The 13006-nt window shown below is 62.8% G+C and carries 12 protein-coding genes; 11 read left to right on the forward strand and 1 reads right to left on the reverse strand.

Translation table 11 applies throughout. The features are described from left to right. Positions 1-116: 116 nt before the first annotated feature. Entirely contained in the window at positions 117-1016 is a 900-nt protein-coding gene (locus RWL87_RS06120; protein WP_070830649.1) for an HNH endonuclease family protein, read from the reverse strand. A 398-nt stretch (positions 1017-1414) separates the two neighbouring features. On the opposite strand from RWL87_RS06120, the gene ssb reads away from it, so the two are divergent. From ssb to RWL87_RS06175, 11 genes are all read left to right on the forward strand, one after another. After that, entirely contained in the window at positions 1415-1963 is a 549-nt protein-coding gene (gene ssb, locus RWL87_RS06125; RefSeq protein ID WP_313969256.1) for a single-stranded DNA-binding protein, read from the forward strand. Positions 1964-2196: 233 nt separating this feature from the next. Beyond that, positions 2197-2544, forward strand: a complete 348-nt coding sequence (rplS, locus tag RWL87_RS06130; RefSeq protein ID WP_012903660.1) for a 50S ribosomal protein L19 — start codon at positions 2197-2199, stop codon at positions 2542-2544. Positions 2545-2753: 209 nt separating this feature from the next. Beyond that, a complete protein-coding gene (gene lepB, locus RWL87_RS06135; protein ID WP_313969257.1) occupies positions 2754-3863 on the forward strand; it encodes a signal peptidase I in 1110 nt (369 codons plus the stop codon). Between the two features lie 15 nt (positions 3864-3878). Then, positions 3879-4700 (forward strand): ribonuclease HII, encoded by an 822-nt coding sequence (locus RWL87_RS06140; protein ID WP_313969276.1) that lies wholly within the window; start codon positions 3879-3881, stop codon positions 4698-4700. Between the two features lie 98 nt (positions 4701-4798). Then, complete coding sequence (locus RWL87_RS06145; protein ID WP_313969258.1) at positions 4799-5125, forward strand: DUF2469 domain-containing protein; 327 nt, start codon at positions 4799-4801, stop codon at positions 5123-5125. A 314-nt stretch (positions 5126-5439) separates the two neighbouring features. Then, complete coding sequence (locus RWL87_RS06150; RefSeq protein ID WP_313969259.1) at positions 5440-5895, forward strand: YraN family protein; 456 nt, start codon at positions 5440-5442, stop codon at positions 5893-5895. Beyond that, entirely contained in the window at positions 5895-7433 is a 1539-nt protein-coding gene (locus RWL87_RS06155; protein WP_049354771.1) for a YifB family Mg chelatase-like AAA ATPase, read from the forward strand. The genes RWL87_RS06150 and RWL87_RS06155 overlap by 1 nt, the downstream gene beginning before the upstream one ends. A gap of 175 nt (positions 7434-7608) precedes the next feature. After that, the gene (gene dprA / locus RWL87_RS06160) at positions 7609-9288 is read left to right on the forward strand and encodes a DNA-processing protein DprA (RefSeq protein ID WP_313969260.1); all 1680 of its coding nucleotides are present in this window, start codon (positions 7609-7611) and stop codon (positions 9286-9288) included. Positions 9289-9444: 156 nt separating this feature from the next. Next, the gene (locus RWL87_RS06165; RefSeq protein WP_313969261.1) at positions 9445-10533 is read left to right on the forward strand and encodes a tyrosine recombinase XerC; all 1089 of its coding nucleotides are present in this window, start codon (positions 9445-9447) and stop codon (positions 10531-10533) included. 290 nt (positions 10534-10823) lie between these two features. Continuing rightward, complete coding sequence (locus RWL87_RS06170; protein WP_313969262.1) at positions 10824-11723, forward strand: ACP S-malonyltransferase; 900 nt, start codon at positions 10824-10826, stop codon at positions 11721-11723. Between the two features lie 111 nt (positions 11724-11834). Continuing rightward, a complete protein-coding gene (locus RWL87_RS06175) occupies positions 11835-12860 on the forward strand; it encodes a beta-ketoacyl-ACP synthase III (RefSeq protein ID WP_070616430.1) in 1026 nt (341 codons plus the stop codon). Positions 12861-13006: the final 146 nt, after the last annotated feature.

Genomic DNA, 13006 nt, shown 5'->3' on the forward strand with positions numbered 1-13006 from the left:
AAAGAACCGCCCCGCACCTTCACAATGAGGGTGCGGGGCGGTTTTCTGTATGCTTTGACGTTTATTTGCCGCCGTACGTAAGGAGGCGGTGCCGGGAGGCTATTTCTTAGTAGGGGCTATTTCTTGGTCGGGTTCGTGTCCTTGCAGGAGTTGAGCACGCGCTCCATAACCTTCTTCTCATCCGCGGTCACCCACAGCTTGTACTTCGCCTTCACGTGCACCTGACGAGCCACGTAGGTGCAGCGGTAGGCGGTGTTGCTCGGCAGCCACTCGGAGGCGTCCGCATCGGACTTCTGCTGGTTCGCCGGACCGTCTGCGGCGAGCAGGTTCTCCGGGTCGTTCGCCAGCTGGCGGCGCTGCTCTGCGGTCAGGTCCTGCGCGCCGGTCTGCCATGCGTTCGAGAGGGCCACCACGTGGTCAATCTGCACAGCCGAGGAGGTCTTCTTGCCGCGCTTGAACTCGATGGTCTTGCCGGTGTACGGGTCAGCCAGAGTGCCGCTGATGACGGTGCATGCGTGGGTCCTGACCTTGAAACGAACGTTGGTCAGGTCGCGGCGCAGAATGTCGTCGCGGGTGTTGCACTTGTTGCCGTCAACGTCATCCCAGGCGGGGCCGAACTGGTCGCGGGAGTAACCGTTCTTCGAGGCGCGATCCTTCACCTGCAGGGACGCCAGTTCGTTCTTCGCGGTCGCAAGATCCGGTGCGAGCGCGGTCGCGGGGTCAACCGCCTTGTACGGGTTCTTGACCTCGGCGAGGGTTTCCGTTGCGACGTTCGCTTCTTCGTCATCTGCGGTGGATGAGGTGCTCTTATCGGTGCCAAGCAGCCCATCCACGCCGTTCTTGCTCACGTAGACCAGGCCAATAATCAGCACGATCACAGCAAACAGGGCGAGCAGGCCGTAAATGAGGCGCTTCTTCTGCGGGTCCATCGAATCGGGCAGCTTGGGCAGGTTGCGCTGCAGCTGCTGAAGTTCCTGCAGGGAGGGCAGGTTGTTGTTCGCGGGCTTTTTGCTCACGGGTTCTCCAAGACGGGTAGACGGGACGCGGCTGAGTGCACCGCATCATCAAGGATAGAGGGAGCGGGGTGGAAATAGTGAACTTGAGGGCAAAAATAGCCGCCCCGACGCTGAGATACCTGTCACGATGCTGTGCGGGGTGGAGGTTGCGGAGGTTTTGGTGAGTGGGGATGGGGGTCTTAGCCGTGGGGGAGCGGTCGTCATATTTCTGTGGGGAGCGCGCTACTTACGGGCGATTTTTGAAAAAACAGGGTGAAAAGTTCAAAAACTCTATCCACAGACGGCACTCAAAACCGCAAAACGCAAGGTTATCCACAGAAGCAGTAGCCGCAGGGTGCAGGGTCGGCTCAGCGCTGGCAAGGTGAAGGAACCCACCCACTAGTTTCTAAGGAGAAACCATGAGCGACACCATCCTGATCCGCGGATTCACCGCCTCCGACCCGGCACTGAGCACCCTGCCCAACGGGGTGCCCGTCGTGAACTTTCGCCTCGCCAGCACCCCGCGCTGGCAGGACGCCACCGGCACCTGGAAGGAAGGCACCACCAACTGGTACACCGTGAAAGCCTACCGCCGCCTCGCGCAGAACATCGCCACCTCCATTGAGAAGGGGCAGCCGCTGGTCGTGAGTGGCCGCCAGCGCATTAGCCGCTGGAACCGCGAAGACGGCACGCAGGGCACTACCGTAGAGGTGGATGCCCTCGGCATCGGTCACGACCTGAACTACGGTACGAGCACCTTCGCCCGCACCGTGGAGAAGCGCACGGTCAACGAGGGCTCCCTGCAGGGCGCACCTCAGCAGGGTATGCCGGGTGCGCCGCAGCAGTACGCGCCGCCGCAGGAAGCACCTCAGTACGCACCCCAGCAGAACCCGGAGGTGCCGGGCATGACCGCTCCGGGTGCTTCGGCACAGAACAGTGCATCCCAGGGCGGGGGGAGTGCAGAGTGACGAACCCCCCTTCTAAAAGTGCTCCCCGGATGCTTGCATAAACGCGGGTGCATTGGGATAATGGAGCATTGTGTTGACATCGGGCACGCCCCTGCCGCAGGGGGAAGAGCGACCAACGATGTCAACCTTCGGGCACCAATCCTGTCCGAAGCATCAAGTTTTCTGTCCCGCAGAGGGGCAGAGCAATCTGAGTCTATTTGACCTGCGGCAGATGACTCTGGAGATCTACAACTATGCAGACTCTTGACTTCCTCGACAAGAAGTCCCTCCGTGACGACATCCCCGCATTCGGCCCCGGTGACACCCTGAACGTTCACGTTAAGATCGTTGAAGGTAAGAACCACCGTATCCAGGTCTTCAAGGGCTTCGTCGTTGGCCGCCAGGGTGCAGGCGTTCGCGAGACCTTCACCGTCCGCAAGGTTTCCTTCGGCGTTGGTGTTGAGCGTACCTTCCCGGTTCACTCTCCCTCCATCGAGAAGATCGAGCTGGTGACCCGCGGTGACGTCCGTCGTGCAAAGCTGTACTACATGCGCGACCGCCACGGTAAGGCTGCTCGTATCCGCGAGAAGCGCGAGTTCTAATCTTTATAGATACAGAATTCTGTTGCAAACCGCTCCCCAACCGCATTCCGCGGGCAAGGAGCGGTTTTTGCATATTCTGAGACCCCGCTTTCTGAGAACCTTGCCGCTCTCAGAAAATAAAAGCCCAAGAGCGCAAACACTCTCGATACAATAGCTAGGTACCGTTTCACTCGAGCTAGGTATCTCTCAAACGAAAGGCTCACTCCAGCATGGCAGACGACAAGAACACTGCGAACACCAGCCCCTTCCCCGAGGGATACCAGCCTCAAAGCCGCCGCGAGCGCCGCGAAATGGAAGAGTACTTCGCGCGCCTCGCCGCCGAAAAGACGGCAGATGAGAAGGCCTCGACCGAGAAGGCAGCCCCCTGGAGCGCTGTCTCTTCCACCGAAAGCGATACTAAGAGCACCTCTGAGCGCGATCACGAGGTGGTAGCTAGCGCCGAGGCGAGCGCCGCCTCCGCAGATGCCGCCGTTGCGACTTCTTCCGCCGCGAAGAACACTAAGCGCGAAGAAGCCACCGACGAGGAGACAGCCGCAGACGTGGAAACCACCAAGGACTTCTCCGAAATGACCCCCAGGGAACGCCGCAAGGCAAAGCGCGCCGAACAGGCAGAGCTGACCTACTCCCAGGCGCAGGAAGAAGGCCGCCTCGGCGAATGGCTCTGGGTGCAGGCACGCGAAGGCGGCACCGTCATCCTCTACGCGCTGGTCATCGCATTCCTGGTCAAGACCTTCCTGCTGCGCGGCTTCTACATTCCTTCCGGCTCCATGGAGCAGACCCTGCAGGTCAACGACCGCGTGTTCATCAACGTGGCGGGCTCCTACTTTAGCGAGCCCAAGCGCGGCGACGTCATCGTCTTCAAGGACTCTCAGGGTTGGATTCCCTCCACCCAGAAGACCAGCAGCCCGCTCAAGGATGCCCTGTCCTTCGCGGGTATTCTGCCGGATACCTCCTCGAACTTCCTGGTCAAGCGCGTTATCGGTACTCCCGGTGACGTGGTCGAAAGCGACGGCAACGGCAAGATCAAGGTCAACGGCGTAGAGATTACCGAACCGTACCTGTACCCGGGCAACCCGCCCTCCGAGCTGGCGTTTAAGGTGACTGTGCCCGCCGGCAAGTACTTCGTCATGGGTGACCACCGCAGCAACTCCGCTGACTCCCGCTACCACATTAGCGACGGCACCGCGTTCATCTCCAAGGATGACGTGCAGGGTAACGTGTTCGTGGTGACGTGGCCGCTGAACCACTTCGGTCTGCTGCAGGATCAGAGCTCGGTGTTCTCCTCGATTCCCGCACCGACCTCCACCCCGAGCGAATAAGCGAGCGTAGCAATGATGGTGAGCGCCCAGAAGAGCGCAACGAAACCCGCTCAAGCTAAGCCCGCGAAGGCAACCCCGCCCGCCGCCGACCTCGAGTACGAGCAGCAGCTCTTCGCCTCCGGCGCCCGCACGGTTGCCGGAATCGACGAGGTAGGCCGCGGCTCCATGGCGGGCCCGGTCACCGTGGGCGTCGCAATCCTCACCCCGGACGCCACCCTCGAGGTGGGCGGGCTGATCGATTCCAAGGCGCTCTCACCGGCGCGCCGCGAATCCATGGTTCCCGAGATTCGCCAGTGGTGCGCCGTGGCGGTCGGGCACGTGGAACCGGCAGATATTGACCGGCTCGGCATGACCCTCTCGCTGAGGCTTGCCGCCCAGCGTGCGCTCGCCGAGCTGGCGCGCCGCGGATACCGTGCCGACGCCGCCCTGCTGGACGGTAAGCACGACTGGTTCACCCCTCCGCAGGAGGACCTGTTCAGCGCGCTGGCACCGGACCCGGCGCAGGCGCACTACAACGAACTGTGCACCCAAGCGTGGGAAGGCGTAGGCGGTGCATGTGAGCCCGCGCAGATGCCGGTGACCATGGTCATTAAGGGCGACTACAAGTGCGCCTCCATCGCCGCCGCATCGGTGGTTGCGAAGGTTGAACGTGACGAGCTGATGGTTCAGCTGGATACCCGCTACCCGGGGTACGGCTGGGCAAAGAACAAGGGCTACGGATCTGCCGCTCACCGCGAGGCGATTAGCGTGCAGGGCCCCACCCCGCAGCATCGACTGTCATGGTTGCTTCCGGCAACCGCCGAGCAGATTGAGGCTGCGGCGGCACAGCGCGGCTAGAGTGCGTGGTATTCCTGAAAACCGCGCCTCGGAAGCCTGCTAGAGCCTAACGTGCCACCGCTGAATTAGTACTAATAAAGCCCAGGAAAGGAAGAGTAGTGAGCGCAGAAGACCTCGAAAACTACGAGACCGACGCCCAAATGGCGCTCTACCGCGAATACAAAGACGTCATGTCGCTCTTTAGCTACGCGGTAGAAACCGACCGACGCTTCTACCTGGCGAACCAGGTGGACGTCACCCCGCACGTGCAGGACGGCACCCTCTACTTTGAGGTGAGCATGAGCGACGTGTGGGTGTGGGATGTATTCCGCTCCAACCGCTTTGTGAAGAAGGTGCACGCCTACTCGGTGCGTGACGTGAACGTAGAGGAGCGCCTGCCCAACCAGGAATTCACCGTGCCGGAAATGCCGGACTTCGACGCCTAGCTCAAGCATGATTCAATGCCTCGCCGAGGGTAACCGCGGGTAGGCGCGCCGGTGCTGGGCTGCTGGGTGGCGGGACTGAGTGATGAAAGTGCGCGCAGAACTAGGCAACGAACCTGCGCAAATATGACGCGCCGAATCGGCACCCGAGCCGCGTTTTTGAAAAATATGCCCCAAAATTTCAAATAAACGACTGTGGATAACCTCTAATTCCTTCTGGGAGCCGAGGTTATCCACAGTTTTTCGTTAACCGCGTTCGGGCACGCGCGCGGCGGGCACAGTAGAAGCACTACCGCTATCTACCGGGGGAGAGACCCATGACAACAGCCCGAATAACAGCCCGTACCGCAACCCGAAGCGCGCCCCGCAGAACCCAGCCTCAGAACGCCCAGCCCCGCGCCCACAGCGTCGGGCGGTGGGGCGAGGAGCTGACCGCCCGCATCCTGGAGGCGAACGGCTACCGGATTCTGGAGAGGAACTGGCGACCGCCCGCCGGACTGGAACATGAACAGATCCGCGGGGAGCTCGACCTAATCGCCATTGCCCCCGAGGATGAACTGGTTTTCGTTGAGGTCAAGACCCGCAGCAGCGAAGACTTTGGGCACCCGTTCGCCTCCATTGACCGCGATAAGGCGCGCCGCACGCGCTCACTGGCGATTCTATGGTGCCGCCTGCGCGAGAACCTGGATTTTCCGCGCTTTCGCGTTGACGCAATTGCGGTGACCGGAACCTGCGAAACCTTCACCTTCGAGCATCTGAAGGCGGTGGCGTAATGGGATTCGCACGCACCTATTCCGTGGCGCTGGTTGGTCTGCGCGGGCATATCGTTGACGTTGAGGCGGACATTTCGCAGGGCCTACCCGGCTTCGTGCTGCTGGGCCTGCCGGACACCGCACTCAACGAGTCTAAAGAGCGTGTGCGCTCCGCGGCGAAGAACACCGGCATCACCCTCACTCAGCACCGGCTCACCGTGAACCTGACCCCGGCGACCCTGCCCAAACGCGGCTCGGCGTTTGACCTTGCCATCGTAGTGGCGGCGCTACAGGCAGAAAAGAAACTACATCCCAGCGGCGATAGCGTCTTCCTGGGCGAGCTGGGCCTGGATGGAACGCTACGCCCCGTGCCGGGCATCCTGCCCGCGGTTAAAGCCGCCGTGGACGCCGGTCACCACCGCGTGATTGTGCCCGCCGAAAATGCTGAGGAGGCGGCGCTCATTCCCGGCGCGCAGGTGAGTGGTTTCCGCTGCCTGGCGGAGGTTTTTGCCGCTCTCGGCGCCGAGAGCCAGAAGCTGACCTACCCGCCCGCCCCGCAGACGGAGGCGAGCGCACCGGCGGCGAAACCGGCTGAAATCCCTTCGGATATGAGCGATGTTGCCGGCCAGTCGCAGGGTCGTTTTGCCCTGGAAATTGCCGCCGCGGGCGGCCACCACATGCTGCTGACCGGCCCTCCCGGTTCGGGTAAAACCATGCTGGCGGAGCGCCTGCCGAGCATCCTGCCGACCCTCGACAACGACGCCGCGATGGAGGTGACCGCGATTCGTTCCCTCTGCTCGGCGGGGGAGCACCTGAGCGAGCTGGTGCGTCAGCCGCCGTTTGAGGCGCCGCATCATAGTGCCTCCGCGCCGGCGATTTTGGGCGGTGGCAGCGGCATTCCCCGCCCGGGCTGTGTCTCGAAAGCGCACCGCGGCGTGCTCTTTCTGGACGAGGCGCCGGAGTTCAAACGTACTGTGCTGGATTCGCTGCGCCAGCCCCTGGAGTCGGGGACCGTGACCCTGGATCGTTCGAGCGCATCGGCGACGTATCCGGCGCGTTTTCAGCTGATTCTGGCGGCGAATCCGTGCCCCTGCGGCATGAACGTGGGTACCGGTACGGAGTGCACGTGCGCCCCGCGTGAGCGTCGCGCCTATTTTGGGCGGCTGTCCGGCCCGCTGGTGGACCGCATTGATGTGAATGTGACGGTTCCGAAGGTGTCGTCCACGGAGCTAGCGGGCGGTCAGGTGAATGAGAGTTCGGCGCAGATTCGCGAGCGCGTCATGGCGGCGCGGCAGGCTCAGCGGGAGCGCCTGGAACCGTACGGGTTGAAGACGAATGCGGAGATGAACGGCAAGATTCTGCGCGGCCCGTTGCGTCTGGATGCGAAGCTCACTGGCGAGCTGAACGCCGCCGTGGATCGGGGCACGCTGACGGCTCGCGGCTATGACCGGGTGCTGCGTATCGCCTGGACTCTTGCGGATTTGGAGGGTGCCGCCTACCCGAGCCGGGAGCACCTGGATGTGGCGCTCTTTTTGAGGCAGCAGGGGCAGCTGAAATAGAGGCGGCTGACATAGCGTGCCGGTTGATAGAACGAATCACTGATGAAAGGAGAAGAAGGTCATGAGTGAGAAGAAGCTTAGAAAACGAGCTGAAGAGGCTGAATTGCAAGAAGCTGGGCTGAAAGAAAACGGGCTGAGAGAAACAGCGCTGGAAGAGCGCGTACCGGGAGAGCATGTGCCAGAAGAGAGCGTGCACGAAGAGCACGCGGCGGAGGATTTTGTGCAGGAGGAACTTCAGATTCGCCTGCCCGGTCGCACCCTGGATAGGCACGCCCTGGTGCGTGAGAGGGTGGCGCATATTCTATCGCTGGGGCAGGAGCCTTCGCCGAGCCCGTACAACGCGGCGCGGTTGCCGGGGTTCCTCGCCTCCTGCCTGAACCCGGTGTACCTGGAAGAGATGCGCCCGGAAGAGATGAACCAGCAGGAACAGCCAGGGGAGAAACTACAGGGCGAGCGTCCCGACCCCGCGGCGGGCACAGCCTCCACCAGCTCTGAGCCCGCGCCCCTGTTCAACCCCTCCCTCAGCGCGGAGGAGCTTGAGGCAGCGTGCCGCGAGTACATCCGCTGCTGTACCGCCCAGCTGATGCGCTACGCCGAGCCCGCCGATGAGCTCGTGGTTGAATCCCTCACCACCCTGGGTGCGCCGCTGACCCTGCACTATCTGCTGACCGGGCACATCCCGGATGAGCACACCTGGGAGCACGGCGAGCCGGACGAGCAGCTGAGTGAATTTCTGCACTCGGTGGGTGCACCCGCCGAGGGGGAGTCCGCCCTGTTTTCCACTGCGAATGGCTACTACACGCCGGGTGAGCATCAGCTGAGCCGCGATAAGTTCGGCAAGGCGCTCGCGACCCGCCGCCTGCGCTGGAACCGCCGCATGGAACGTACCCTGAACGCGGAGGCGCACATGGCGGCAACCTGCGGGGCGTGGCTGGTCACTCCCGCCGATCCGCTGTGGCCGCCGCAGCTGAACGATTTGGGGCCCGCCCGCCCGTACGGGCTGTGGTGTCGAGGCGATTCTCGGCACCTGCTGGATGTGGCGTCTGCCCCGAGCGTTGCGCTGGTCGGTTCTCGTGACCCGAGCATCTACGGTACGGAGGCGACGACCCACCTCGCCGCTGAGCTGGCGCGCCGCGGGTACACGGTGATTTCTGGTGGCGCGATGGGCATTGATATTGCGGCGCATCGGGCGGCGCTGACCCAGCAGGGTAGCGACCTGCCGACCATCGCCTTCATGGCGGGCGGGCTGGATCGACTCTACCCGGCGCAGAACTCGGATGCGTTGAACATGATTGTTGACCGCGGGCTCATCATGAGCGAGGTGAGCGTGGGTAACACCCCCACGCGTTGGCGTTTTCTGGAGCGTAACCGCCTGATTGCGGCGTTGGCGCGGCACACCATTGTGGTGGAGGCGCGCTGGCGTTCCGGTGCCCTGAATACGGCTCGTCACGCGATGGAGATTGGGCGTACGCTCTGGGCGGTTCCGGGGCAGATTAATTCGCCGAATTCGGTGGGCACGAACCGTCTGCTGCGCGATGGACTAGCGCAAACACTCACCGAGGCCGCCGATATTCTCGAGTACGATGCCGCCGCCGGTTTCGAGCTGGGCACCGAACACGAGAGCGAATGGGATCAGGTGGCGTCCTCCAGTGCGCTGGATGAGCTGACCGAGCGACAGGGTAGGGTCTGGGATGACTTGAGCCCGCGCTCCTACCGCGGCGTGGACGAGATTGCCGCCGCCCTCGGGTTGAGCGCTCGCGACGTGATGGCTGACCTATTCCACCTGGGTCGCTGCGGTCTGGCGGAGAGCAGCGGAACGAGCTGGAGGAAGGTCCGCCCGGCGGTTGCGGCGTAGGGTTCTTCCTGATGACGGGGCGGCACGTGGAGATCTCGGAACCTCTCTACAATTGGGGGTAGGCTTGCGCGCACTGGCCCAGAGCCTACCCCCCCCCGCCTACCCCGCCGCCGCACCATCGATAGGCGCATCGAGAATACACGAAAGGAGGGACGCATGACCCCCGCCCGCCAGCACGAAAACTGGGCTGAAAACCGGAACGAGAATCGCGAGGAATACCGGGATGAGGCTCCCTCCACGACCCTGCCGGTGACCTACACCCGCACGCTTGCGCCGGAGCATGTAGAGAGCTCTACGCTACCCGAGTCGGCACTGGGTGTTTCCGGCGAGGTGTTCCGCCCCGTCCTGGACCGTTTTGAGCGTTTTCTGCGCTATGAGAAGCACCGTTCCGAAGAGACGATCCGCTCCTATATCTCGGATTTGGAGGGCTTCTTCGGCTATATGGCGCGCCGCGGTGTGCGGCATCTGGACAGCATTGATGCGTCCCTGATTCGTGAGTGGTTGGGTTCGTTGCATCTGCGGCAGGCGGCTCGTTCTACGGTGGCGCGCCGCGGTTCGACTCTGCGTACGTTCTTCACCTGGGCTCAGGAAGAAGAGCTGGTGCACTCGAACCCCACGCGCGGTATGCGCACCCCCAAGCGGGAGAATCACCTGCCGCCGGTGCTGAGCCGCGAGCAGATGAACCAGCTGCTGGCGACCCTGCAGGAGCGTCGGGCGCAGGATCCTCGTGATGCACGTCTGCTGCGCCTGGAGGCGGTCGTTGAGGTGCTGTACGCCTCGGGTATGCGTATTTCTGAGCTGACCGGCCTGGATTTGCAGAGCGTGGACCGGGCGAATAAGACGGTGCGCGTGCTGGGTAAGGGCAATAAGGAGCGCGTGGTGCCGCTGGGAACCCCGGCGCTTAAGGCGTTGAATCGTTGGGTGTCCTACGGTCGTCCGCAGTGGATTCCGGAAGGGTCCCAGGGCGTGACGGCGCTGTTTATTGGTCCTCGGGGTGGGCGTGCGAATGCCCGTCAGATTCGTGAGGACCTGACCCGTCTGCTGCGCACGGTGGAGAACACTCAGGCGTCGGGTGCGCACGTTTTGCGTCATTCGGTGGCGACTCACCTGGTGGACGGTGGCGCTGATATTCGTTCGGTGCAGGAGCTGCTGGGCCATTCGTCGTTAGCGACCACGCAGATTTACACGCACGTGTCGATGAAGCGTCTGGCGGAGACGTACGCGCGGGCGCATCCGCGCGCCTAGGTTTCGCGCCCGGGGAAGGCCGCCGCCTAGTGCGGGGGAGCACTTCGGAACGCCGCCGCTAATGTCTCTCTATTTGAACCTTGCCCGTCCGGGTTGTACGAATGGGTGAGTTCAATCTAAGCTATACACTGTTCAACCACCGCCTAAACTCCCAGTGCGCCCCGAATTTCTGCACTGCGATGTTTATACAAAGCGGCTGAACAAGGTAGCATAGGTAACAGACTAGCCGTGGTCTCCGTCTCTACGGAGGCACCGCGTACGAGTACTAAAAACCAGAAAGGTCGCACCGCATGCGCGCACTCGTTTGCCCCGGACAGGGCTCCCAGAAGAAGGGCTTCCTGAGCCCCTGGCTCGAGATTGAAGGTGTGCGTGAGCACCTGGAACGACTCTCCGAAGCGGCAGGCATCGACCTGATTCACTACGGCACCGAAGCCGAAGAAGAAACCATCAAGGACACCGCCATCGCCCAGCCCCTCATCGTGGCTGCAGGCATTGTGACCGGTCGCCTCGCACTGCGCGAACTCGACGGTGAAGAACTCATCTTCGCTGGTCACTCCGTCGGCGAAATCACCGCAGCAGCCCTCGCGGGCGTACTCAGCGATGAAGACGCAATGCGTTTCGTGCGCGTGCGTGCCAACGGCATGGCGGAGGCGGCAGCCGCCTCCCCGACCGGCATGGCTGCAGTACTCGGCGGCGTTGAAGAAAACGTCCGCGAAGCTATCGAGGCAGCAGGCCTCGTTGCCGCAAACTCCAACGGCGGCGGCCAGATTGTAGCCGCAGGCCCCATCCCCGCCATCGAAGCATTCGCCGCGAACCCGCCCGCACGCGCTCGCGTTATCCCCCTGAAGGTCGCCGGCGCATTCCATACCGAGGCAATGGCACCCGCCGTGCCCGCACTGGAAGAGTTCGCCGCATCCCTGAAGGTTTCCGACCCGACCTCCGCACTGCTGACCAACCGCGACGGTTCCGCTGTGGCATCCGGTGAAGAGTTCGTCAAGACCCTCGTCTCCCAGGTGACCAGCCCCGTCCGCTGGGACCTGTGCATGGCAACCCTGCTTGAGCGTGAAGTCGCAGGCATTATCGAGGTCGCCCCCGCAGGCACCCTGATCGGCCTGGCTAAGCGTGCGATGCGCGGCGTGCCCGGCACCTCCATCAACACCCCCGAGGATCTTGCCTCGCTGAAGGGCTAAACGCCGGGGGAGAGCACCCCGCTCTACTTCTGAACCCTTCACACTAGACATGCACTTTAGACATGCGAGGCACACACTGCCTTGCGAGCATTAGCACTAAGGATTGAATACGTGACTACCCTCAAGCAGTACGAAATCAACCGCTACTCCCGCATCCTCGGTTACGGCGCAGCCCGCGGCGAGGTCATCGTCCCCAACGACGACATCGTTGAGGCAATCGACTCCTCCGACGAGTGGATCAAGCAGCGCACCGGTATCGCAACCCGCCACCGCGCCAGCGAAAACCAGTCGGTAGCAGACCTTGCCATCGGTGCCGCCAAGGATGCTCTCGAAGCATCCGGTGTAGCCGGTGAGGACATTGAGGCGGTCATCATTTCGACCATTTCGCACCCCTACGCAACCCCCTCCCTGGCAACCCTGGTCGCCGACGCAATCGGCTCCAAGTGCCCCGCATACGACATCTCCGCAGCGTGTGCAGGTTTCTGCTACGGTATCGCCCAGGCAGACGCCCTCGTCCGCGCGGGTACCGCAAAGCACGTGCTGGTCATCGGCGTTGAGAAGCTCTCCGACTTCATCGACAACACCGAACGCACCATCTCCTTCCTGCTCGGCGACGGCGCAGGCGCAGCAGTCGTAGGCGTCTCCGACGAACCCGGCATTGCCCCGACCGTATGGGGTTCGGACGGTTCCCGCTGGGGCACCGTCGGCATGACCCACTCCCTGCTGGACATCCGCAACCGCGACTTCGTCGCAAACCCCGTCGAAGAAGGCGAAAAGATTTGGCCCACCCTGCGTCAGGACGGCCCCTCCGTCTTCCGCTGGGCAGTATGGGAAATGGCGAAGGTCGCCAAGCAGGCACTCGAAACCGCCGGCATTACCCCCGACGAGCTCGGCGCGCTCATTCCGCACCAGGCAAACGCCCGCATCATTGACCAGATGGTCAAGACCCTCAAACTTCCCGACACGGTGGCAGTGGCACGCGACATCGTCGATGCCGGTAACACCTCCGCCGCATCGGTCCCCCTCGCCGCGCACCGCCTGCTCAAGGAGAACCCGGAACTCTCCGGCAAGCTCGCCCTGCAGATTGGTTTCGGTGCCGGCCTGGCATTCGCAGCTCAGGTAGTCGTCCTTCCCTAAGGAAAACCACCAGAGCCCGATGCTCCCCGCCCCTCACGACCGGCACAGCGCCGGTGCGCGAGAAAGAAAAGAAAGCGGGAAAGCATCCCCACAAACTCCGAGTTGACGCATGCGTACACCACGCAGACACGATAAACTCGGTAATG

Origin of the sequence: uncultured Rothia sp. (genome assembly GCF_963555405.1) — a bacterium.
Lineage (GTDB): Bacteria > Actinomycetota > Actinomycetes > Actinomycetales > Micrococcaceae > Rothia.